This window comes from Bradyrhizobium sp. MI1.3, assembly GCF_055811695.1.
On record NZ_JBVVPQ010000009.1, the window covers coordinates 1 to 21,466 of the forward strand.

The 21,466-nt window shown below is 63.9% G+C and carries 21 protein-coding genes, 1 tRNA gene and 1 pseudogene; 6 read left to right on the forward strand and 17 right to left on the reverse strand.

The genetic code is table 11. The features are described 5' to 3' along the window. A pseudogene (locus AC0L3A_RS08310) lies at positions 1 to 302 on the forward strand (serine hydrolase); the annotation flags it as partial. 164 nt (positions 303 to 466) lie between these two features. Here the strand turns inward: AC0L3A_RS08310 and AC0L3A_RS08315 are convergent. Beyond that, positions 467 to 1,234, reverse strand: a complete 768-nt coding sequence (locus AC0L3A_RS08315) for an SDR family NAD(P)-dependent oxidoreductase (RefSeq protein ID WP_219683752.1) — start codon at positions 1,232 to 1,234, stop codon at positions 467 to 469. A 74-nt stretch (positions 1,235 to 1,308) separates the two neighbouring features. Further along, complete coding sequence (locus AC0L3A_RS08320; RefSeq protein ID WP_219683753.1) at positions 1,309 to 2,007, reverse strand: histidine phosphatase family protein; 699 nt, start codon at positions 2,005 to 2,007, stop codon at positions 1,309 to 1,311. Between the two features lie 134 nt (positions 2,008 to 2,141). On the opposite strand from AC0L3A_RS08320, the gene AC0L3A_RS08325 reads away from it, so the two are divergent. Continuing rightward, a complete protein-coding gene (locus AC0L3A_RS08325; RefSeq protein WP_473254072.1) occupies positions 2,142 to 2,927 on the forward strand; it encodes an SDR family NAD(P)-dependent oxidoreductase in 786 nt (261 codons plus the stop codon). A 377-nt stretch (positions 2,928 to 3,304) separates the two neighbouring features. Beyond that, entirely contained in the window at positions 3,305 to 4,477 is a 1,173-nt protein-coding gene (argE, locus tag AC0L3A_RS08330) for an acetylornithine deacetylase (RefSeq protein WP_354128764.1), read from the forward strand. A 140-nt stretch (positions 4,478 to 4,617) separates the two neighbouring features. Here argE and AC0L3A_RS08335 read toward each other — a convergent pair whose 3' ends face one another. The 3 genes from AC0L3A_RS08335 to AC0L3A_RS08345 all read right to left on the reverse strand — a co-directional run bounded on the left by AC0L3A_RS08335 (position 4,618) and on the right by AC0L3A_RS08345 (position 7,763). Next, positions 4,618 to 5,244, reverse strand: a complete 627-nt coding sequence (locus tag AC0L3A_RS08335) for a LysE family translocator (protein WP_219683760.1) — start codon at positions 5,242 to 5,244, stop codon at positions 4,618 to 4,620. A gap of 92 nt (positions 5,245 to 5,336) precedes the next feature. Continuing rightward, complete coding sequence (locus AC0L3A_RS08340) at positions 5,337 to 6,395, reverse strand: phosphotransferase family protein (RefSeq protein ID WP_473254075.1); 1,059 nt, start codon at positions 6,393 to 6,395, stop codon at positions 5,337 to 5,339. Between the two features lie 132 nt (positions 6,396 to 6,527). Then, a complete protein-coding gene (locus AC0L3A_RS08345) occupies positions 6,528 to 7,763 on the reverse strand; it encodes an acyl-CoA dehydrogenase family protein (protein WP_219683761.1) in 1,236 nt (411 codons plus the stop codon). A 223-nt stretch (positions 7,764 to 7,986) separates the two neighbouring features. Between AC0L3A_RS08345 and AC0L3A_RS08350 the strand changes: the two genes are divergently transcribed. After that, positions 7,987 to 8,649, forward strand: coding sequence for a TetR/AcrR family transcriptional regulator (locus tag AC0L3A_RS08350; protein WP_219683762.1), 663 nt, complete (start codon positions 7,987 to 7,989; stop codon positions 8,647 to 8,649). Positions 8,650 to 8,823: 174 nt separating this feature from the next. On the opposite strand, the gene AC0L3A_RS08355 is transcribed toward AC0L3A_RS08350, so the two are convergent. The 6 genes from AC0L3A_RS08355 to AC0L3A_RS08380 form a co-directional block, all read right to left on the reverse strand. Then, positions 8,824 to 9,228, reverse strand: coding sequence for a RidA family protein (locus tag AC0L3A_RS08355; RefSeq protein WP_219683764.1), 405 nt, complete (start codon positions 9,226 to 9,228; stop codon positions 8,824 to 8,826). 96 nt (positions 9,229 to 9,324) lie between these two features. Beyond that, positions 9,325 to 9,540 (reverse strand): hypothetical protein, encoded by a 216-nt coding sequence (locus AC0L3A_RS08360; protein WP_007602925.1) that lies wholly within the window; start codon positions 9,538 to 9,540, stop codon positions 9,325 to 9,327. Positions 9,541 to 9,731: 191 nt separating this feature from the next. Next, positions 9,732 to 10,961 (reverse strand): CaiB/BaiF CoA transferase family protein, encoded by a 1,230-nt coding sequence (locus AC0L3A_RS08365; protein ID WP_354128763.1) that lies wholly within the window; start codon positions 10,959 to 10,961, stop codon positions 9,732 to 9,734. Between the two features lie 170 nt (positions 10,962 to 11,131). Beyond that, complete coding sequence (locus AC0L3A_RS08370; RefSeq protein ID WP_219683766.1) at positions 11,132 to 12,337, reverse strand: MFS transporter; 1,206 nt, start codon at positions 12,335 to 12,337, stop codon at positions 11,132 to 11,134. Between the two features lie 114 nt (positions 12,338 to 12,451). Further along, a complete protein-coding gene (locus AC0L3A_RS08375; RefSeq protein WP_354128762.1) occupies positions 12,452 to 13,300 on the reverse strand; it encodes a 3-oxoadipate:acetyl-CoA acetyltransferase in 849 nt (282 codons plus the stop codon). Between the two features lie 122 nt (positions 13,301 to 13,422). Continuing rightward, entirely contained in the window at positions 13,423 to 14,814 is a 1,392-nt protein-coding gene (locus AC0L3A_RS08380) for an MFS transporter (RefSeq protein ID WP_473254076.1), read from the reverse strand. Positions 14,815 to 15,182: 368 nt separating this feature from the next. Between AC0L3A_RS08380 and AC0L3A_RS08385 the strand changes: the two genes are divergently transcribed. Both AC0L3A_RS08385 and AC0L3A_RS08390 read left to right on the forward strand, forming a co-directional pair. Next, positions 15,183 to 15,440, forward strand: a complete 258-nt coding sequence (locus tag AC0L3A_RS08385) for a type II toxin-antitoxin system Phd/YefM family antitoxin (protein ID WP_007602915.1) — start codon at positions 15,183 to 15,185, stop codon at positions 15,438 to 15,440. Beyond that, positions 15,437 to 15,820, forward strand: a complete 384-nt coding sequence (locus tag AC0L3A_RS08390) for a type II toxin-antitoxin system VapC family toxin (RefSeq protein ID WP_007602914.1) — start codon at positions 15,437 to 15,439, stop codon at positions 15,818 to 15,820. The genes AC0L3A_RS08385 and AC0L3A_RS08390 overlap by 4 nt, the downstream gene beginning before the upstream one ends. Positions 15,821 to 15,878: 58 nt before the next feature. Here the strand turns inward: AC0L3A_RS08390 and AC0L3A_RS08395 are convergent, their stop codons facing one another. From AC0L3A_RS08395 to AC0L3A_RS08420, 6 genes are all read right to left on the reverse strand, one after another. Beyond that, positions 15,879 to 16,049 (reverse strand): hypothetical protein, encoded by a 171-nt coding sequence (locus AC0L3A_RS08395; protein ID WP_219683770.1) that lies wholly within the window; start codon positions 16,047 to 16,049, stop codon positions 15,879 to 15,881. Between the two features lie 36 nt (positions 16,050 to 16,085). Further along, on the reverse strand, positions 16,086 to 16,289 hold the full coding sequence (locus tag AC0L3A_RS08400; protein WP_007611681.1) for a hypothetical protein: 204 nt from the start codon (positions 16,287 to 16,289) through the stop codon (positions 16,086 to 16,088). An 18-nt stretch (positions 16,290 to 16,307) separates the two neighbouring features. Beyond that, positions 16,308 to 17,642, reverse strand: a complete 1,335-nt coding sequence (locus AC0L3A_RS08405; RefSeq protein ID WP_219683772.1) for a PQQ-dependent sugar dehydrogenase — start codon at positions 17,640 to 17,642, stop codon at positions 16,308 to 16,310. Then, positions 17,639 to 18,091, reverse strand: a complete 453-nt coding sequence (locus AC0L3A_RS08410) for a DUF2231 domain-containing protein (RefSeq protein WP_219683774.1) — start codon at positions 18,089 to 18,091, stop codon at positions 17,639 to 17,641. The genes AC0L3A_RS08405 and AC0L3A_RS08410 overlap by 4 nt, the downstream gene beginning before the upstream one ends. Before the next feature lie 364 nt (positions 18,092 to 18,455). Then, positions 18,456 to 18,529, reverse strand: a tRNA-Gly gene (locus tag AC0L3A_RS08415). 369 nt (positions 18,530 to 18,898) lie between these two features. Next, entirely contained in the window at positions 18,899 to 21,301 is a 2,403-nt protein-coding gene (locus AC0L3A_RS08420; protein WP_219683775.1) for an ATP-binding protein, read from the reverse strand. Between the last annotated feature and the right edge of the window lie 165 nt (positions 21,302 to 21,466).

Here is a 21,466-nt window from a genome sequence, read left to right on the forward strand (position 1 = left end):
CCAGCGGCCCAAAGCGGGGGGAGCTTAGGGCCTCCTTACCGCGCGGGCCCCCCGGCGCCACCACCACCACCCCCCCCCCCCCCCCCCGCGGCGCCGGCGGGGGGGGGGGGGGGCGCCGCTACGCCGGCATCGCGCCCTTCCCCGGCAGCGTCGGCCAGTTTTTCTGGAGCGGAATTGCGGGGACGTTCTTCTGGATCGATCCGAAGGAGGATCTGTTCGTCGTGTTCATGAGCCAAGGCCCGGGACAGCGCGATTTTACGCGGACGCTGGTGCGGTATCTGGTGTACGCGGCGGTGGATTGAGGGCTTCGCCTGATCGCAGCGTCGCACCTCCACACTCTCTGTCATGCCCCGCGAAGGCGGGGCATCCGGTACTCCGTGTCGGATGTGGTGAGAGCGAGCTCTCCAACGCAGGCCGCGGAGTACTGGATCGCCCGCCTTCGCGGGCGATGACAGCTACTGGGGCCTCAACTGATCGTCGCGCCGCCGTCGATCACCATGGTCTGGCCGGTCATGAAGTCGCCGGCCTTCGAGCCCAGGAACACCGCAGCGCCCGCGATCTCGTCGGGGATGCCGATGCGCAGCAGCGGCGAACGCGCGGTCGAGGCTTTCAGATTCTCCGGATTGTCCCACAACGCTTTCGCGAAATCGGTCTTGATCAGACCGGGCGCGATGCAGTTCACGCGGATGTTGTGCGGGCCGTATTCGCAGGCCAAATTGCGCGCGAGCTGCATGTCGGCGGCTTTCGAGATCGCGTAGGCGCCGAGGATGGTCGAGCCTTTCAGGCCGCCGATCGAGGAGACGATGATGATCGAGCCGTCCTTGCGCTCGATCATCTGCGGCACCACCATCGAGATCAGCCAGTTGTTGGCGACGATGTTGTTGTCCAGAATCTTCCTGAACTGATCGTCGGAGATGCCGGCGAGCGGTCCGTAATACGGGTTCGACGCGGCGTTGCAGACCAGCACGTCGATCTTGCCGAAGGCGCGGTTGCTCTCGTCGATGAGGTTTTGCAGGTTTTCCTTCGACGAGATGTTGGCGGCAATCGCGACCGCCGTGCCCTTGCCGAACTTGTCGTTGATGCCCTTCGCGACCTGGTCGCAGACGTCGGCCTTGCGCGAGGAGATCACCACCTTGGCGCCGTGCTCGGCCATGCGCTCGGCGATCGCAAGCCCGATGCCGCGCGTCGAGCCGGTGATGACGGCGACTTTCCCCTTCATGTCGAACAAGGTCATGTTTCTCTCCCAGATTGATCTTCGTGTTCATTGTCATTCCGGGCGGCGAGGCCGAACCCGGAATGACTGCTCAGTCAGGCGAGCTTCTTGACTTCCGGTCCCGCGGGTTGATGCATCGCCGCGTGCGCATCGTCCGCGATCCACGGCTGCTGGTTCACCATCGGCAGCCGCCAGACATTGCGCTCGGGGCTTACGAAATAGTCGAGCCGCGTCACCGAGCAATTGTCGATATCGAACGCGAGCCCCCGCTCCGGCTGATTGTCGAGCGCCAGCCCCAGCGCCGCCTTGATGGTGCCGCCATGTGCGACGGCGATCACGTCCTGCCCGGCTGCCTCGAGATTGATCCGATCGATGACGCGGCGGGCCCGGTTGTAGAGATCCATGAAGCTCTCACCGCCGGGCGCGGGCTCGTTGATGTCGGCAAACCAGCTCGATCCAACGGGACGGCTGGCGATGAACTCGGCGCGATTCATGCCCTGCCATCGCCCGAGATTTTGTTCGGCGAGGTCCGCTTCCCATGTCATCGCCGCAGGCCTCGGGAAGCCGGCCGCCCAGATGGCTTCGGCGGTCTGATGCGTGCGCATCAGATTGCTCGAATACCAGACCGCCTTGCGTGGCAGCACCTTGGCAACAGCATTGAAGACGTAGGTATCGCTGGTGTCGCAGGCGAGATCAGACTGACCGTAGATGTTGCCGCCGTCATTGCGCACGGGCGCGTGACGGACCCACCACCAGCGTGTCGTCACCACTTTGGGCTTGTCTGCACCTGCCATCGAAACCCTTCCATCCCGTTTGATGTCGCTGTACGTCAGTAGCGAACGTGTCTCAAGACACTTTACCGTTTGAAATCTTGTTTGAAATTCCGTCGCGCGGCAAGCGTCGCGTGCGAACCAAAGGGAGAAACCGCATGGGCCGTCTGCAAGGCAAATCCGTCATCATCACCGGTGCCGGCAGCGGCATCGGCCGCGCGGCCGCGCTGCTGTTCACCAGAGAAGGCGCCAAGCTGATCGCGGTCGATCGCACCGAGGCGGTGAAGGAGACCGTCGACGAGGTGAAGAAGGCCGGCGGTGTCGCGGAAGCGATGATCGCGGATGCAGGTTTCGAACAGGACGTCATGGCCGTGATCGACAAGGCGGTGAAGACGCACGGCCGGCTCGACGTGATCTGGGCCAATGCCGGCGTCTCCGGCGGACTCGTCCCGCTCGGCGAGCAGACCGTCGAGCAATGGCAGGAGGTCTTGCGCATCAATCTGATCGGGCCGTTTCTCGCGGTGAAGCATGCGATGCCGCACATGGTGAAGCAGCAGTCCGGCGCGATCGTGCTGACCGCGTCCGTGGCGGGCCTCAAGGCTGGCGCCAGCGGTCATCCCTATGCCGCGAGCAAGGCCGGCGTCATCTCCCTGGTGCAGACCACGGCGTATTCGCTCACCGGCACCGGTGTGCGCATCAACGCGGTGTGCCCCGGTCTGATCGAGACCGGCATGACCAAGCCGATCTTCGACCGCGCCAAGGAGCGCGGCACCGCCGACAAGATCGGCCAGCTCAATCCGCTCAAGCGCCCCGGCCAGCCGCACGAGCTCGCCGCGATGGGATTGTTTCTGGCCAGCGACGAGGCGTCGTATGTCAATGGCCAGGCCTTCCCGGTGGACGGCGGACTGACGGCGTCGATGCCCTATACGGGAAAGCCGGTTTAGTTCACGCGCTCTCGCGTCGCGGACGCGCCGCAACGTTCTTGGCGTTGCGCAGCGTCCGCGGCACGAGACAGGAGTTTTGTCGCGCAACTGCTTCAGCACCGTCATTGCGAGCGCAGCGGCGCAGCGAAGCAATCCAGAGTCTTTCCGCGGCCGCCCAGCGTTGACCGACAATTAGGGAGTTTTGCCCGACGGGCAATACAACGTCTCGTAGCCCGGATGAGCGAAGCGACATCCGGGATTCCGACTACGAGCTGTCCCGGGTATCGCTTCGCTCACCCGGGCTACGGGACCGACATGTTGATTTGCTCACAGGAGCACGACGTTGGTATGGTTCGTGCAAGCATCTCAGCTTCCATCCCCCTGACAAGAACGTGAAAATGCCGAGCTCAAGACCCGACCGTATTCGCAAGCTGCTCGCCGACCTCGTCGGCTTCGACACGATCAGCGATCGCTCCAACCTGCCCCTGATCGCGCATATTGAAAGCTATCTCGCCGCGCATGGCGTCAAGGGTGAGCGCATCGTCGACGAGACCGGACAGAAAGCCTCGCTATGGGTCACCATTGGACCCGAGGACCGCCCCGGCCTGGTGCTGTCGGGCCATACCGACGTGGTGCCCGTGGTCGGCCAGGACTGGAGCCACGATCCGTTCAAGCTGGTCGAGCGTGACGGCAGGCTCTATGGCCGCGGCACCACCGACATGAAGGGATTCGTCGCGGTGTGCCTTGCCATGGTGCCCGAGATGCTGGAGGCAAAGCTTGCGACGCCGATTCATCTCGCCATTTCCTATGACGAGGAGATCGGCTGCGTCGGCGTGCGGCCGATGCTGCGCGAGGTCGCAAAAAAACGGATCAAACCGCTCGGCGCCTTCATCGGCGAGCCGACCGAGATGAAGGTCATCATCGGCCACAAGGGCAAGCACGGCGTGCGCGCGACCTTCAAGGGCCTCGCCCGCCACTCCTCGATCGCGCCTGAGGGCGTGAATGCGATCGAATATGCGGCCGAGCTGATCGTCGAAATCCGCCGCCGCGCGCTGCAACTCGCAAGCACGAAAGCAACGAACAGCCTCTACGACGTTCCGCACTCGACGCTGCTCACCAGCATCGTCCATGGCGGCGCCGCGCTGAACATCGTGCCGGATAGCTGCACGGTGGATTTCGAATGCCGCGGCATCGGCATCGCCGAGTCGCGGGAGGTCACGGATGCGATCGTCGCCTGGGCCAAGGCGGAGATTGAGCCGGCGATGAAAAAGCAGAATCCGGAGTGCGGCATCGATTTCGAGGAGATCCTCGACTACCCCGCGCTCGACACGGCGGCCGATGCGACCATCGTCACGCTGGCCAAGAGCCTTGCGGGGCGCAACGACCACGCCAAGGTCGCATTCGGCACGGAGGCAAGCCTGTTCGCCAGCATGGCCGATATCCCGTCCGTCGTGATCGGCCCCGGTTCGATCGCACAGGCTCATACACCGGACGAGTTCGTGGAAATCGCGGAGCTGGAGAAATGTGCAGGCTTCGTGGAGAAGCTGATCGCGCATTGCGCGAAGGGGTAAAGCTTCTCCTCGTCATTGCGAGCGAAGCGAAGCAATCCAGAATGGTTCCGCGGGGGCAGTCTGGATTTGCTTCGTTGCAAGAGCTCCTCGCAATGACGGGAGTATGTGGGGCAGCGCGTATCCCACGTGAGCGGTGCGCCTCATCGCTCCTGCAACGCCAGCCGCACGCCAATCGCGCAGTAGATGGTCCCGACCACCTTGCCCTGCCACTTAACCACGGCTGGATGGCGGCGTAGCAAATTGCCGAGGCGGCCGGCGCCGACGGCGAACACCACCGTGCTGACGAGGCCAAGCAACACGAACACAGCGCCGAGCAGCGCGAGCTGCAGCGTCGTCGAACCATGTTCGGGACGAACGAACTGTGGCAGGAACGCAAGGAAGAACAACGCGGTCTTCGGATTGAGCACCTCGGTCAGCACGGCCTGCCGGAATGCCCGCGCCGCGCTAATCGCGGGCGCGCCGCCATTCACCTCGAGCGGCGTCTTGTCGAGCATGGCGCGAATGCCGAGGTAGATCAGAAAGCCTGCGCCCGCGTATTTGACGACGCTGAACAGCAGCGCTGACGTTGCGATGATCGCAGAGAGGCCGACGATTGCCATGGTGGTGTGGACCACGTCACCGGCCGCAATTCCCGCGCCCGTCGCGATGCCGACCCTGGTGCCCGAGCTCGCGGCACGCGCCATGGTGAGGAGTGTCGCCGGTCCGGGAATGAAGACGAAGCCGAGGACGATGAGGATGTAGGTGATGAGGGTGGCGTGATCAATCATGCGGCCAGCTCTCTCGTCATTCTGTCCCGTGTCCCGGACACGAGAGGAACGCAAGCAAAGGCGCGGCCATCAGCCGCGCCCCTTCGGATTCCTTAAACTGCGCCCGCCTTCTGCGCGTATTCCCATGACGACTTCGACAGCGGCACGGTGCGCTTGGCTGACTCCAGCGCCTTGGCGTTCGCGGCGGTGCCGTCGCGGACCCGGCCGGCGATTCCTTGCGTGATGCCGGCGAGGCGGAACAGGTTGTAAGCAAAATACCAGTTGAGATTAGGCACCGTCATCTTGGTGACGTTGCAATAGATCTGCGCGGCCTCATCCACGCTCGGAATGTTGAGCGCCTTGAGGTCGGCGCCGTCCAGGCCGGGCATGACCCACTGCATCAGCAGATAGGTGAAGTCGGCCATGGGATCGCCGAGGGTCGACAATTCCCAATCGAGCACGGCCTGCACGCGCGGTTCCGTCGCATGGAAAATCATGTTGTCGAGGCGATAGTCGCCGTGGACGATCGAGACGCGGGCCTGCTCCGGCACGGTCTTCGGCAACCATTCGGCGACCTTCTCGAACTCCGGGATGGTCTGGGTCTCGGACGCGCGATACTGCTTCGTCCAACGATCGATCTGGCGCGCGAAATAATTGCCGGGCTTGCCGAAGTCGCCAAGACCGATTGCGACGGGATCGAACATATGGAGCTTGGCCAGCGTCTCGATCTTGCTGGCGAAGATTTTTCGACGATCTTCCGGCGTCTGGCTCGGCAGTGTCGGATCCCAGAACACCCGGCCGTCTTCCATCGACATGATGTAGAAGGCCGAGCCGATGATGCTGTCGTCCTGGCACAGCGCATAGGCCTTCGCGACCGGAAAGCCCTGCTTTCCCAGCGCCGCGATCACCCGATATTCGCGATCGACCGCATGCGCCGACGGCAACAATTTGCCGAACGGTTTTCTGCGCATCACATAGGAGCGGTTCGGCGTGTCCAGCCGATAGGTCGGGTTGGACTGGCCACCCCTAAACTGGAGGACGACCAGCGGTCCCTCATAGCCTTCGACGTTGTCGCGCATCCAGGCTTCGAGCCGCATCTCGTCGATACGATGACGCTCCTCGACGGGCTTGGTACCCGAGAATTCTTCGTCTTTCCTGACGCCGTCAGCCACGATGACGCTCCCTCTTCAGTCCGGACATGATCCTAATCGGTAACCCCCAGCGCACTTGCGTCAAGCGGTCATCCGATCACGGATCATGCCCTGTCGTTTCTTCAAATCGGGAGCGCCAGCATGCTCTCCCGCTTAATGACTGGAAGAGTTTGCATACTTCCGAACCTCGAGCCTGGCAATGGCGCGATTGTGCACCTCGTCCGGGCCGTCGGCGAGACGGAGCGTGCGGATGTGGGCGTAGTCCTTGGCAAGGCCGGCTTCGTCCGAGACGCCTGCACCGCCAAAGGCCTGGATCGCCTCGTCGATGATCTTCAGCGCCATGTTGGGGGCTGCGACCTTGATCATGGCGATCTCGGCCTGCGCGGTCTTGTTGCCGACCTTGTCCATCATGTCGGCGGCCTTGAGGCACAACAGCCGCGTCATCTCGATATTGGTGCGGGCCTCGCCGATGCGCTGCTCCCACACCGAATGCTCGACGATCCGCTTGCCGAAAGCGGTGCGCGAGGTGAGCCGCTTCACCATCTTCTCCAGCGCCTCCTCGGCCTTGCCGATGGTGCGCATGCAGTGATGGATGCGGCCGGGACCGAGGCGGCCCTGTGCGATCTCGAAGCCGCGGCCCTCGCCGAGCAGGATGTTCTCCTTCGGCACCCGCACGTTCTCGAGCAGCACCTGGGCGTGGCCATGCGGCGCGTCGTCGAAGCCGAACACGGGCAGCATCTTCTCGACCTTGATGCCGGGGGTGTCGAGCGGAACCAGAATTTGCGACTGCTGCTGGTGCTTGGCCGCCTTGAAATCGGTCTTGCCCATCAGGATCGCGATCTTGCAGCGGGGATCGCCGACGCCGGACGACCACCATTTGCGGCCGTTGATGACGTAATGGTCGCCGTCCTTTACGATGCTGGTCTCGATGTTGGTGGCGTCAGACGAGGCCACCGCCGGCTCCGTCATCAGAAAGGCGGAGCGGATTTCGCCGTCCATCAGCGGACGCAGCCATTTGCGCTTCTGCTCCTTGGAGCCGTAGCGCATGAACACTTCCATGTTGCCGGTGTCGGGCGCGGAACAGTTGAAGACTTCCGAAGCCCAGGAGATGTGGCCCATCTGCTCCGAGAGCAGCGCGTATTCAAGATTGGTCAGTCCCGCGCCGCGGAATTCGTCGTCCTCATGCTCGTTCGGCGGCATGAACATGTTCCAGAGGCCTTCGGCCTTCGCCTTCTTCTTGAGATCCTCGAGAACCGGGATCACCTTCCAGCGTTCGCCCGTGCGATCCTGCTCATCATAGACCGGCACCGCCGGGCGCACGTGCTTGGTCATGAAAGACCGCACGCGGTCGAGCCATTCCTTCTGCTTCGGCGACAGATCGAAATCCATGGGACGCTCCTCGTCTTTGCCAACTTGTTTTGGCGAACTTGTTTTGCGCCGGACTGTCCACCCGCATTGTGCGACCCGCAAGTGCGAATGCGCGGCTTGCGGATGCTCCGGAACCCACTCGCGCATTTGCGAACGAGTCCCGATTGCGGATTGACTTTGCCGACCTTCAAACGATAGTTTCATACAACTGTTTGAATTGCAACTCCCTCCCCGAGGGGCTCCCATGGCCAGCGATCATACCCGGACTGCCATCCTCGCCGCCGCCGAACGGCTCTATGCCGACCGCGGGTTCGGCGACGTGACGCTGCGCGACATCGTCGCGGAGGCCAACGTCAACCTCGCGGCGGTGAATTATCATTTCGGCTCGAAGGACGAGTTGATCGCGGAGCTGTTCGTGACACGCTCGATCGCCACCAACCGCGAGCGCCTGCGCGAATTGAAGGCGGCGGAAGAACAAGGCGGCGGCCGCGCGCCGATCGAGGTGATCCTGCATGCCCTGGTCGGCCCGACGCTGCGCGGCTGCCTTGGCCCCGAGAACCAGCGCTCGACCGCGGCGCGCTTCATGATCCGCGCCTCGATCGAATCCGTGCCGCCGATCCGCCGCATCAAGAATCGCGAGATCGACCATTTGCGCAAGTTCGCCGGCGCGATGCGAAGGTCCCTACCCGACCGCAGCGACATCGATATCTACTGGGGTCTGAATTTCGCGCTCGCCATGGCGCACCACACTATACGCGAGAGCGAGCGGCTGACGAAACTGTCGGAAGGCAAATGCGATCTCGACGATGTCGAGGACGTGGTCGCGCGCGTCGTCAGCGTGGCGACGATGGCGCTGACGGCGGGACGGACGGAGGCGAAGGCACCGTCACGGCTGGCTGCGCGTTAGCGCAACTCGTTGCCGCACTAACGGTGCGCTCCCTCGCCCCGTTCTTACGGGGAGAGGGTTGGGTGAGGGGCCTCTCTCCGCGCATGAGATCGTCGAGGGACCTGCACCCCCTCACCCGGATCGCTGACGCGATCCGACCTCTCCCCGCGAGCGGGGCGAGGTAAGTAAGCGCGGTCACATCATCGCGATGCAGTCGATCTCGACGTCGAAGGGGCCGAACCATTCCGGCGTGCAGAGGAAGATCCGCGCCGGCGGATCGCGCGGGAAATAGCGCGCATAGACGGCGTTGAACGCGGCCAAGTGTTTGGTCGAGGTGCAGTAGACGTTGCACTTCATGACATTGTCGAGGCTCGCGCCCGCCGTCTGAAGGCACAGCTTCATCTGCTCCATGATCAGTTCGCTCTGCCGCTCGATCGGCACGTCCGCGATCTCTCCCGTCTCGGGGTCGAATGGCGGCAGGCCGGCGACGAAGATCATGTTGCCGGCGCGCGTGACCGGCGAGACCGGGGCTTTCCAGCGGTCAAGGAACGTCGAGATCGGGTCGACGTGGAGCGCTTCGCGTTTAATTTCGAGATTCATGCGCGGTCACCTTCGGTGCAAGCGAGATGACGGCTTGCTACATCATCATGCAGCCGTCATGCTTCGCTTCTGATCGAAGTTTGCCCGCCGAGCCGCCTAGGCGTGCTGCGGCATCTCCTCGGCCTCTTCCTTGGCGAGCAGCAGCAGCATCTCGATGCCCATGTCGCCTTCCTGCGGCGAGCGGATGAACTTTATTTCGTCGGCGCTTTGCCGCAATGCGGCAACGATCGCGACGGCTTGGTTGGCCGTTGCCGCCTCGGTCGCCAGAATTGCCTTCTGGTTCTTGGCCTGAAACCCGATCGTGTAGGACATGCGTTCCCTCCCGGACTGAGTGGACCGATCGAATCTGAGTCGCGCGCCAAGCGGAAGCCTGTGTGAGTACGGACCGGGATTATCTGGGGATTGCGCGCAAGGCTCGCACAAGGCCGCAGGCGCGTCATGCTGACGTCACTTTTTTATCCAAATGGCGATCAGGCCAAACTGCGAGGGCCGCTTCGCCGAAGCTAGATAATGCCCTGCTGCTTCAGTGCCTCGATCTTGCCGGCATCGTAGCCGAGCTTGCCGGCGAGCACCTCCTGGGTGTGCTCACCCAGCAGCGGCGGGGCGCGGTAATCCTTGATCGGGGTTTCCGAGAGCGTCAGGGCGTTGCGGATCAGCGAGAGATCGGGCTGGAAGGGATGGTCGACCTTCACCCGCATGCCGCGCGACTGGACGTGCGGATCCGAAAACACCTGCTCGAAATTGTTGATCGGGCCCGAGGGAACGCCGGCCTCCTCCAGCCTGTCCAGCCAGTAGGCGACCGGCTGCTTCAGGAACAGGCCGGCGAAGATCGCCATGATCTCCTTGCCGTGTACGACACGGTCGTTGTTCTTGAGGAAGCGCTTGTCATTGGCGAGCTCGGGCTCGCCGAGCACGGCGCAGGTGCGCTGGAACTGGCCGTCATTGCCGACCACCAGCATCAGCTCGCCGTCGGTGCAGCGGAACACGCCGGCCGGCATGCCGCCATTGCCCCAGGTGCCGCGGCGCGGCGGCGTCTTGCCGTTGACGAGGTAGATCTGCAGCCAGTGCGACAACGATGCGATGACGGTGTCGAACAGGCAAACGTCGATATGCTGTCCCACGCCGTCATTGGCGTCGCGATGGTAGAGCGCCGAGAGAATCCCGATCGAGGTGTTCATGCCGGTCATGTAGTCGACGATCGAGGGGCCGACCTTCATCGGGCCCTCGCCGGGCTCGCCGTCGATATGGCCGGTGACGCTCATCAGGCCGCCCATCGCCTGCAGGATGGCGTCGTAGCCGGCGCGCGGCGCATAGGGGCCGGTCTGGCCGAAGCCGGTCACCGAGCAATAGATAATGCCGGGATTGATCGCCTTGATGGTCTCGTAGTCGAGGCCGTAGCGCTTGAGATCGCCGACCTTGTAGTTCTCCATGAAGACGTCGACGTCCTTGGCGAGCTCACGGATGATCGCCTGCCCCTCGGGCTTGGCGATGTTGACCGTGACCGACTTCTTGTTGCGGTTGGCGCAGAGGTAAAACGAGTTGTTGTTGTTGGCTCCGCCATCAGGGTCGGTCAGATAGGGCGGGCCGAAGGCCCGCGCGTCGTCGCCGGTGCCCGGCCGCTCGATCTTGATCACCTCCGCGCCCAAATCGCCCAGCATCTGGGCCGACAAAGGCCCGGCAAGCACGCGGGTGAGGTCAAGGATCTTGATGCCTGAGAGCGGCAGGGCCGACATGTCGAATTCCTCCGGGAACTGGATCTTGGCGCGGCCGCGAGATCGCGGGCCGCGCTCCCTGCGGATACACCATTTTGGCGGCCCGAGCACTGCACTGTGGGCATACGGCCATCCGCCCGCCCGCCCGGCGCAGGTCATCCGCCCGGTGAATTTCCGCCGCGCGAATATTCTCAGGTTACGGCCGCTGCGGCCACCTGCGGCCGTCGGCGGCCGAGCAGGACCAGGATCAGCACAGTGGCGCAGGAGCAGACCAAGGTGAGACCGAGCGCGCCGCGGCTGCCGAACTGGGTGAGCAGGCCGACAAGGAGCGGCGGCGAGAGCGCGGAGGCGAGATTGAGCGGCAGTGCGATCATCGACATGGCCTTGGCGAACTCGGTCTGATCGTAGAACACGAGCGGGATCGTCGCCCGCGCCACCGCCATCGCGCCGCTGCCGGCGCCATAGAGCAGGATGAAGGCCGCAACCGCCCAGGTCGCGCCCTCGCTCGTCATCAGCAGCAGCATGGCGACCGGGAGCGCCGTGCCGGCGACGAGCCCGGTCGTGATTCCGTCCCACCGCCCTCCGCCGAGAAAATCGAGCCCGCGGGCGCTGACCTGGATCACGCCCAGCATTGAACCGAACGCAAGCGCCTGCGCCGGGGGAAGCCCCTCCGCCCGGAGCAACTCGATCATGATGGCGCCGATGCCGAAATTGACGAAGGCGTTCAGTGTGATCGCGGCGGCGACGAGGCTGAAGGTGCTCCTGGGAATCGCAGGCGGCGGCGAGGATTTCACCGGCTCACCGCCATGATCACCGGCGATTTTCCGGCGCGGTGCGAGGAATGCGTAGAGCGGAAGGTTGATGACGATCATCATCGCCGCGTAGACGAGGCACGTCCCGCGCCAGCCGAGCAGACCGCTGAGGAACGACGTCGTCGGCCAGAAGATGCTGCTCGACAAGCCCGTCACCAGCATCAGCGCGCCGATGGCATTCTTGGCCTGCCGCCCGGCGACCTCGTTCAGCATGATATAGGCGCCGGTCGAAAGCGTGGCGCTGCCGGCGATGCCGAGGACGATCCACGCCGCGAAATACAGCAACGGCTCGCGCGCGAGGGACAGCAGGATGAAGCCCGGCACGGTGAGGACCGTACCTGAGATCATCACCTTTCGTGCGCCGTGCCGCGCAAACGACTTGGCGAGCCAGGGCGCGCACAGCCCCATCGACCCATAGAGAACGGACGTCCCGGCGAACACCGCCGGCAGGCTCATGCCGAGATCGGCCGCGAGATCGCGTCCGACAATGGCGGGAAGGCCGATCGTCCCCCACCCGACAAGCTGGGAGACCGCGAGCACCAGCAGGACCCCGATGAGCCTGCTGTCAGATTTCAGAAACCGCATTCCAACTGTCGCCTGCCCGGCAGGCGCAGATCACGCCTGTGACGGCAGTCTTACCCGGAGACTCAGCGCACGGAAACGCCGGCCGACGAATGGCAGCAGGCGGCCGGGAGCATGTCAGGAGGCGGCAGGAGCTCCCTGCCCCGCGAGCCCGAGCAGGGATCGCGCCTCGGCCGCAGTCGCCACGCGCCGGCCGTGGCGCGCGACAGCCTCACCGGCGATGGCCACGAGCTCCGCGTTGCTGGCCGCAAGGCGTGCCTTGTCGATCCTGATATTGTCCTCGAGTCCGGTGCGGACCGCATCGGCGCCCCGCGCCAGCGCCCAGCCCATGACCTCGGCCTGGTGGCGTCCGATCCCGGCTGCCGTCCACGTCGCCTTCGGGATCAGGCGCCTGAGCTCTCCCAGCAGGATGTCGAGGACATGCTCGTCCGCAGGCATGGCGTTCTTGACGCCCATGACGAACTGCACGTGCGGATGCTGGTCGATCAGCCCCGCCTCGATCAGACGGCGAGCGCCATGCAGATGCGACAGATCGAAGATCTCGATTTCCGGCCGGATGCCATTCGCCTTCATCCCGGTGGCGAGCGTCTCGACCAGCGCGGCACTGTTCTCGTAGACGATGGTCGGAAAGTTCACCGATCCCGTGGACAGCGAGGCCATGTCCGGCTTCAGGTAGAGCGACGATCCGCGCGCCGAGGGATCGCGGCCCCGCCCGCCGGTCGAGAACTGAACGATCATGTCAGGACAGTGCTTCTTGATCCCCGCCTGCACCAGGGCGAAACGTTCGGGATCGGAGGACGGCGTCTCGTCATCGTTGCGCACATGGATATGGGCGAGCGTGGCACCGGCTTCGAACGCCTGGTGCGTCGACTCGATCTGCTCGGACGGCAGGATCGGGACGGCGGGATTGTCCTTCTTGCGCGGAACGGAGCCGGTGATTGCGACGGCAATGACAGCAGGGTTCATCTTGCAACCTCATATTGATTGCGCTCACGCGCACAAATTCGGATCGGCAGCCTGACTATGCAGTGAGGCCCTGCCGCCGCGAACATCATCGATCGCGGCGGCAGTTGCCTCTATCATACGCGTCAGGTCCGAACCGTGGCAGCCCCGCTCACCGCATCGCCGGCGCGCTGACGGTCATAATCTGCCCGCGGCATCGGAACAGCATTGGGATTGCCGAGATCGTCGATCCTGATCCGATAGGTTTCCCGCGCGGTCAGGGCCGCCAGCGCGGCGATGATCGTGATAGCGAAGGCAATCGCCCCCACCGTCAACGGAATGTTGGTCGAGCCGGGAGGCGCGACGGTCGCAAACAGGGCGGGAAGCAATGCAGTGATTGTCGTGCCGATGTTCTGCGAGATCGCCATGGCCGACACGCGGGTGCGGGTCGGAAACAGTTCGGGGTAGAAGCTCGGGAAAATCGCGTTGTAGCCCTGATAGACGACGCCCCACATCAGCAGCGACACCAATATTGCGAGCGGCACATTCCTGATGCTGATGGCATAGAGATAACAAAAGGCGAGCAAACCGGAGAGAAGCGCGCCGACGATGATCGGAGGCTTGCGGCCGACCTTGTCGGAGAGATTGCCGACGAAGGGAATGACGAACACGGCCAGCATGTTTCCGAGGACCGGGATCCACAGATAGACGTCCTTGGCAAAACCGATCCCGTAGGCCGGCTGCACCGCATAGGCCGCGCCGAAGATGGTTGCAACGACAGGAATGACATTCATCAGCGCCATGCAGATGACCCTGAGCATGTCGCGCCAGCTCAGCTTGATAGCCTGAACGATGGGCGCGCGCGGAGCTTCTCCCCGCTCGCCCTCGCGGGCAAAAGCAGGGGTCTCGTCGACTTCGCGACGAATGATGTAGCCCGCGACGATGACGAAGAAGCTGAGGAGGAAGGGAATCCGCCAGCCCCAGCTGTTGAAGGCCTCGGTCGGCATATAGGCCGCCAACGGCAGGAAGATTGCTGCGGCGAGGATCTGTCCGGCCTGCACCCCCTGAAGGGCGAAGCTGGCATAGAAGCCCCGCCGACCGAACGGCGCGTGCTCCAAGATCATCGAGCTTGCGCCTGAGATTTCGCCGGCAACGGCAAATCCCTGCACGAGGCGCAGAATGACGAGCAGAATTGGCGCCAGGATGCCAACCTGCTGGTAGGTCGGCAGGATACCCACGGCCATCGTCGAGATGCCCATCAGGAACATGCAGATGATGAGAACCGTCTTGCGGCCATGGATGTCGCCCCAATGTCCGAGCACGAAGGCACCGATGGGACGAGCCACATAGCCGACGCCATAGGTCGCCAGCGACGCAACGATCGCGACGGTGGGATTCTCCGACGGGAAGAAGATTTGCGGGAAGATCAGCGACGCGGCGGTCGCGTAGATGAAGAAGTCATAATATTCGAGAGCCGACCCGATCCAGCCGCTGGCAGCGGCTTTCCTGGACTGACTCATCTGATGGATCGCGGTCATCTCAAGATTCCTCCCTTGGGTTTTGCTGACGTCCCGTTGACGGGCTTCGCTCAAAATTGGGCAGCACTCTCCGGCCGCTCTGCGGAGTTTCGCGAGCGCTTGTCATTGCCGATGGGTGTCTGCTTGGTGGCGACGATAGGCTTTCGCCGGGCTAACACAATTACCCAGTTATGCGACAAACCTAACATGATGTTATTTGCGCGCCAGGCGCAGATCACGCCTCTAAGGTCCTCTTAGCTGCAAATCGCAGAATAGAGGAATGTCGGTTCCGAATGGTGTGGAGCGCTCTTCGCAGAACAGCGGGGTGAGGCGGTTGACATTGGACCATTGCATGGTCCATTTTATGAAACTTGAGGAAGGACAATGAGATGCGGGTCTCCGTCACCGACGCAAAAGGACAATTGACCGATCTTGTCCGCCGCGCAGAGGCCGGCGACGAGGTGATCCTGACGCGGCATGGACATCCCGCGGTGCGGCTCGTCCCGGTCAGGCTTCCGCCGGACCGCGCCGCCCGCCGGACCGTGCTCGAGGCGGCGCGAAGGACCGGCGGGGCCAAAGCTATCCCCGGACCGAGCGCCGCGCGCAGTCAGGACTTTCTTTTCGGCGATGACGGACTGCCGGAATGATCGCGCTCGATACCTCCGCGCTGATGGCGATCGTGCTCGACGAACCGCAGGCCGATGCTTGCATCACCGCGTTGGAAACCGCCGACGAAATCCTGATCTCGGCGGCCTCCATTGCAGAAAGCCTGATCGTCGCGGCACGGCGGGGCGTCGACGAAGAAATGAACAAGCTGATCAACGATCTCGGTTTGAACGTGATCTCGGTGACCCAAGCATCGGCCGAACGCGTGGCGCAGATCTACTCGCGTTGGGGCAAAGGCATTCGTCCTGCCGGTCTCAACTTTGGTGACTGCTTCGCCTACGATGTCGCCAAGGAGCATGGCTGCGCACTTCTTTACGTCGGCGACGACTTTGCCAAGACGGATATCGTTGCGGCGGCGTAAGTCGACGACTGCCGCGGCGGCGACTTACCGGCCGAACAGAAAAGCCGCGGGGCACCCGTCAGGCTGTATGGCCGGGATCGACGTGCTTCGGCGTTTTCTTGTCGCGTTGGGGCGTCATCTTGGCCGGATCCGGCGCATCCGGCACGCCACGCGGCCCGAGCTGGTCGCGCTGAATGTCGTCTTCGGAGCGGGAGGGTTCAATGCCGTTCGGCTCACGGGGCTTGGTCATCGCAGCCTCCTGAAGTGTTCTGCTCGGAGTGTCCGGTCAAATTCCCAGCGCGTTCTCGCCGGCTTCGCGGCCGGGCACGCTGACATGGACTTCGTGTCCCTCGCGAAGCGCCAGCGATGCTGCGGCAACCGCCGACTCGAAAGCCGCCTCCTTGGTGCTGTATCTGTTCTTGACGTCGCCGTCGTGCAGCACGCCCCATTCGTCCTGCACCGGCACGATCGTGTATTGCGCGAGGCCCATGGTGTAACTCCTCGAGATCTATCGCTGCGTGAGCTGCGGGTGCGCGGCGGTCACGCGCCAAACCGTGTTGCCGCTGTCGTCGGCGACCAGCAGCGCGCCGGTCTTGTCGATGGCGACACCGACGGGCCGCCCGCGCGCGTGGTTGTCGCTGTTGAGGAAGCCGGTGACGACATCCTGCGGCGGGCCGCTCGGCTTGCCGTCCGTGAACGGCACGAACACGACCTTGTAGCCGTTCAAGACCTGCCTGTTCCAACTGCCGTGCTCGCCGACGAAGGCGCCGCCGCGATAGGCGGGCGGCAAACTCGCGCTCGTGTTGAAAGCCATTCCAAGCGGCGCGACATGCGAGCTCAGCGCGTAGTCAGGCACGATCGCTTTGGCAACGAGGTCGGGTCGCTCCGGCTTGACGCGAGGATCGACGTGCTGGCCGTAATAGCTGTAGGGCCAGCCATAGAAGCCGCCGTCCTTCACCGATGTCATGTAGTCCGGCACGAGATCGGGACCGAGCTCGTCGCGCTCGTTCACCACCGTCCATAGCGACCCGGTCTGCGGCTCGAAGCTGAGACCGTTGGGATTGCGCAAGCCGCTCGCGAAGATGCGCCAGCGGCCGCTGGCACGGTCGACCTCGAGGATCGCGGCGCGATTGTGCTCGGCCTCCATGCCGTTCTCGGTGATGTTGCTGTTGGAGCCGACGCCGGCATACAACTTTGAACCGTCGGGGCTCGCGACCAGGCTCTTGGTCCAGTGATGGTCAATCGGTCCGCCCGGCAGCGGCGTCAGTACCGTGCCCGGCGCGGTGATCTTGGTATCGCCTTCGGTGTAGGGATATCTGACGATCGCATCGGTGTTGGCGACATAGAGATCGTTGCCGACCAGCGCGACGCCGAACGGCGAGTTGAGATGGTCGAGGAAGACGCTTTGCGTATCCGGGACGCCGTCGCCGTTGCTGTCGCGCAGCAGCGTGATGCGGTTGCTCTCGCCGGTGTCGCCGCCGGATGTCGCCCAGGACTCGACATATCCCATCACGATTTCCTTGGGCCGCTTGATCGGAGCACCCTTCGGCGCCTTGGATTCCACCACCAGCACGTCGCCGTTGGGAAGCACGTAGAGAAATCGGGGGTGCTGCAAGCCGGTCGCGAAGGCCTTGGCCTGCAAGCCCTGCGCAACGGCCGGGGTCTCGTCCTTTTTCCAGCCGACGATGCGGGCGATGTGCATCGGGGGCAGCCAATATTGCTGGATGTCGGGCAGCGTCGGGTTGGCGCCGGTTTGCGCCTTGGGATCGCCACTGCCGTCATTGCAGCCGGCGAGACACAGCAGCGAGGCGCACAACAGCGCCCTAGCGATTGCGGAGTTCATCGCGCAACTCCTACACCGTGGCGATACACCATGGCCCAGCCGAGCCAGCCGGTGACCGGCAGGATCAATACGGTGATGGCTGAAAGAATGAGCCCGGTCGGCCACACCGAGGTCCAGGCATCGCGCGTGTGGATCAACGCATTGATGGTTGCCAGGATCAGCGCCAGCGCGTTGCCGATCAGATGCGGCCAGGCTGGCGCCTGTGCCCGCACCAGGCGGTTGCCGAGGAAATCGGTCAGGCCGGCGATGGCGGCCAGCACGCCGAAGATGACGCCGACGACCAGAAGCCAGGCCGAAAAATCCGCCCACATGATCTCGGCACTGACGACATAGGCGATGTCGGTCAGCAGCGCCCCGATGAAGCACGCGATTGGGATCGGCACCAGCATCGGATGAATCGGATGGCCTGCGATTTGCGCGGTCGAGCGCACACGCAAATTGTCTTGCACGATTGACCTCGTGTGACTTTCGCCCCGCCCGACGGCCAACTCATGCTGGCGGTGAAGGTTCCTACGCTTGCGCAGTCACCGGCGTGCCGCCTGATACGCCGCGGACGCCCGCTTCCCCGGGCTAACCGACGATTTGCATCAGATGCACGCAGGCATCCGCCATGTCGTCGCGAGCTCGTGCCCTCGAAAAACGCAACGCAATTTGAACTCAGTGATCCCCGATCCCCGCAACGCCGATACCGGTTATCGCAATGCCGCCCACACCGTCACCGGCCGTCCTGTCGAAATGCCAAGCTCCAGCCGACATTGGGACTGACCTGCCCCCGGAGAGGGTCGGTCCATCGAGATGCAACAATTGTTGGGATGGAGCGGGTGAAGGGAATCGAACCCTCGTATTCAGCTTGGAAGGCTGCTGCTCTACCATTGAGCTACACCCGCGACAGGGGCTCCCTAACACGGCCGGGCGGCGGTCTCAACTGCCCAAGATCAACGGCCCAACACAAGATCAACTGCCCAAGAGTCGGCTTTCCAGCGCCTTCCCGGCCCTGCGAACAGCCGCTGGTTCCTCCCGACCCGCCTCCCCTTAACAACACCGGAATTGCTGCCTATATTGAAATCTTCCGCAACCAACGAAAGGAGGTGATCCAGTGTCTTTTACCAAGCGCTGTCACCTCGCTGGGATCGCCCGCTAAGCTTTGAATAAAGGCTTGGCATCGGGGCGCTCTCAGCCCTGGACCAGCGAGCAACAAATCGGGCGCGACGGGGGCCTCTCCGCCGCGCCTTTTTCGTTGGCATCGCGCCTGCTGTTCAGGGGAGCGCCTCGCCGGCGAGCACCTCGCGGATCCTCAGTGACAGGTCCGCCTTCCGGTACGGCTTCCTCAGCAACGCAACGCCGGAACCGAGATGACCCTCGTGGTCGAGGGCGTTGTCGGTATAGCCGGACGTATAGAGCACTCTCATCCCCGGGCGGAGGCGCCGCACGGCCTCGGCCAATTCCTGCCCGTTCATGCCGCCGGGCATGATGATGTCGGTGAACAGCAGATCGAATTGGGCGCCCTGCTGCACCAGCGCAAGCGCGGTTGCGCCGTCGCCGGCCGCGAGGGTGCGATAGCCGAGGCTGCCAAGCTGGGCGATGACATAGCCCTGCACCAGCGGATCGTCCTCGACGACGAGAATCGTCTCGTGCCCGCGTGCCGCCGCGGGCGCCTGCAGTGGCCCGGTCCTCGTCTGCGCTCCGCCCGCAGATCGCGGCAGAAACAGCCGAATCACGGTGCCGCGGCCTTCCTCACTCTCGATCGCAACGCTGCCGCCGCTCTGCTTGGCGAAGCCGTAGACCATGCTGAGGCCGAGCCCGGTGCCGCGACCGACCCCTTTGGTGGTAAAGAACGGCTCGAACACGCGGTCGCGGAGGTCGGCGGGGATGCCATGACCGGTGTCGGCCACCGCGACCATGATGAAGGCGCCGCACGTAGCGTCGCCGTCACCAGCACCATCCAATTCGCGGTTTGCCGTCTCGAGCGTCAGCGTGCCGCCGCCAGCCATCGCATCGCGCGCATTGACGGCGAGATTGATGATCGCCGACGACAGCTGCGACGGATCGGCCATCGCCGCCCAGGCGTCGTCCGCGAGGCGGGTGACGATTTCGACGTTTCCGCCCAGGATCGGCTTCAACAGCTTCGCCGTCTCGAGCACGAGGCCGTTGACGTCAAGCTCGCGCGGCTCCAGCGGCTGGCGACGCGCAAAGGTCAGGAGCTGTGAGGTGATCTCCGCGCCTCGCGCCGCCGCATCGTCGATGAGCTGGGCGATCGCGGCGAGGTCGGGCTTGTCCGCCAGCCCCTCACGGATGATCTCGATGGTGCCGGTGATGACAGTGAGCACGTTGTTGAAGTCATGCGCGACGCCGCCGGTGAGCTGGCCGATCGCATCCATCTTCTGCGACTGGCGAAGCCGCTCCTCGGTCTCGTGCTGCTCGGTCAGATCGGTGGCCGAACCACGATACCCCATGAAGCGTCCGTCGGCGCTGAACACCGGCCGGCCGTTGACGCTGAAATGGCGCGCGCGGCCAGCCGCATCGCGGCCGCGATATTCGAACTTGCGGAACGGCTCGTGGCGATCCAGCGTCGCCAAGTGAGCGCGCCATTTCTGGGGCTCGGCATCGCGGTCGAAGGCGGCGTCTGAACGGCGCCTCCCGATCAGCGCCTTGTGGTCCATGCCGAAAGCATCGGCCCGATCTGAAATGTAGGTGAACACGTGATCCGGGCCGGTCTCCCAGAACCAGTCGGATGCGGTCTCGGCATAATCACGGAAGCGCTGCTCGCTCGCGCGGGCGTTCTCCTCGGCGCGCTGCCGGATCTTCAGGTCACGCTCGAGATTCCCATTGGCCTCGCGCAGCTCGCCATAGGCATGTTCGAGGTTGGCGCACATGGCGTTGAAAGCAACGACCACCTTGTCCAGCTCGTCGGCCTCGTAAGGCGACCGGCGCTCCAGGCGCAGCGGCGGCGGCGGCCGTCCGAGGCTGTATTTGCCGACGTACTCGGCGATGGCGACGAGATGCCGGGTCACCAGCAGATGAAACATGTAGATGATGAACAACGAGACGAGGAACGTCTTTGCCGCCTGGCTTGCCAGAATGACGAGGGCCCTGTTCAGCAATTGCTGATAGACGTCGGTCAGCGTCGCCTCGACCCGCAGCGTGCCGATGGCGCGCGAGGTCCCCTGCACCATGGTGCTCAGCGGAAATTCCCGGGTCATGATCGAACGGGTGTTTCGCTCGCCGACTTCGACACGGATCGGATTGGGCCGATCGACGATCTCGCGGACCTCCGCCGCACGGATGTCAGGCAGCCGCAGAATGCCATCGAGCTGGAGCTTGAGCTGGTTCTGGTCGAGATTCCATAGGCTCTCTCCGAGGCTGCCCGTGGTGCTGCGGCCGATCTCGTCTAGCCGCGTCTCGATCAGTCCGACCTCACGATTGTAATCCAGATAGAGCTGGAGCGCAGTCAGGGTCAGCGTCACGACCGATGAGAACAGCAGCACGGCGGCAAGCAGCCGGGGCCCGACGCCGCTGCGCGACCAGTTGAAGATCCGCGACAGGAGCGCCGCGAACATCGGAGGCGCGAGCGCGGCGCCGATGCCGGTCAAATCCTGCTTCGCAGCCACCGGCGCAATGGCGCGGCGGCGCTTGGTATCATCGTCACCTGCGTTGCCCATGCACCACGTCCCCGAAAATGGCGGCACCTGCTCAGCCGGCCGACCGCAACCGCGAGCAAAGTGAACGGTTGAGGCCCTGCCTCAGCACGCGGTGCGCGTGGCGATCCTGTCGGCCGATGATCCTATCGGCCCTTGATCCTGTCGGCCCTTGGGCGGCCTGAGTTC

Bases quoted from the DNA above. Each gene is read 5' to 3' on its own strand.
- AC0L3A_RS08365 (WP_354128763.1), bottom strand. From the start codon at position 10,961: ATGTCGGCCCTGCCGCTCTCAGGCATCAAGATCCTTGACCTCACCCGC.
- AC0L3A_RS08315 (WP_219683752.1), bottom strand. From the start codon at position 1,234: ATGACCTTGTTCGACATGAAGGGGAAAGTCGCCGTCATCACCGGCTCG.
- AC0L3A_RS08390 (WP_007602914.1), top strand. From the start codon at position 15,437: ATGATCGCGCTCGATACCTCCGCGCTGATGGCGATCGTGCTCGACGAA.
- AC0L3A_RS08335 (WP_219683760.1), bottom strand. From the start codon at position 5,244: ATGATTGATCACGCCACCCTCATCACCTACATCCTCATCGTCCTCGGC.
- AC0L3A_RS08375 (WP_354128762.1), bottom strand. From the start codon at position 13,300: ATGAACCCTGCTGTCATTGCCGTCGCAATCACCGGCTCCGTTCCGCGC.
- argE (WP_354128764.1), top strand. From the start codon at position 3,305: ATGCCGAGCTCAAGACCCGACCGTATTCGCAAGCTGCTCGCCGACCTC.
- AC0L3A_RS08360 (WP_007602925.1), bottom strand. From the start codon at position 9,540: ATGTCCTACACGATCGGGTTTCAGGCCAAGAACCAGAAGGCAATTCTG.
- AC0L3A_RS08400 (WP_007611681.1), bottom strand. From the start codon at position 16,289: ATGGGCCTCGCGCAATACACGATCGTGCCGGTGCAGGACGAATGGGGC.
- AC0L3A_RS08325 (WP_473254072.1), top strand. From the start codon at position 2,142: ATGGGCCGTCTGCAAGGCAAATCCGTCATCATCACCGGTGCCGGCAGC.
- AC0L3A_RS08380 (WP_473254076.1), bottom strand. From the start codon at position 14,814: ATGACCGCGATCCATCAGATGAGTCAGTCCAGGAAAGCCGCTGCCAGC.
- AC0L3A_RS08370 (WP_219683766.1), bottom strand. From the start codon at position 12,337: ATGCGGTTTCTGAAATCTGACAGCAGGCTCATCGGGGTCCTGCTGGTG.
- AC0L3A_RS08350 (WP_219683762.1), top strand. From the start codon at position 7,987: ATGGCCAGCGATCATACCCGGACTGCCATCCTCGCCGCCGCCGAACGG.
- AC0L3A_RS08345 (WP_219683761.1), bottom strand. From the start codon at position 7,763: ATGGATTTCGATCTGTCGCCGAAGCAGAAGGAATGGCTCGACCGCGTG.
- AC0L3A_RS08385 (WP_007602915.1), top strand. From the start codon at position 15,183: ATGCGGGTCTCCGTCACCGACGCAAAAGGACAATTGACCGATCTTGTC.
- AC0L3A_RS08405 (WP_219683772.1), bottom strand. From the start codon at position 17,642: ATGAACTCCGCAATCGCTAGGGCGCTGTTGTGCGCCTCGCTGCTGTGT.
- AC0L3A_RS08420 (WP_219683775.1), bottom strand. From the start codon at position 21,301: ATGGGCAACGCAGGTGACGATGATACCAAGCGCCGCCGCGCCATTGCG.
- AC0L3A_RS08355 (WP_219683764.1), bottom strand. From the start codon at position 9,228: ATGAATCTCGAAATTAAACGCGAAGCGCTCCACGTCGACCCGATCTCG.
- AC0L3A_RS08320 (WP_219683753.1), bottom strand. From the start codon at position 2,007: ATGGCAGGTGCAGACAAGCCCAAAGTGGTGACGACACGCTGGTGGTGG.
- AC0L3A_RS08395 (WP_219683770.1), bottom strand. From the start codon at position 16,049: ATGACCAAGCCCCGTGAGCCGAACGGCATTGAACCCTCCCGCTCCGAA.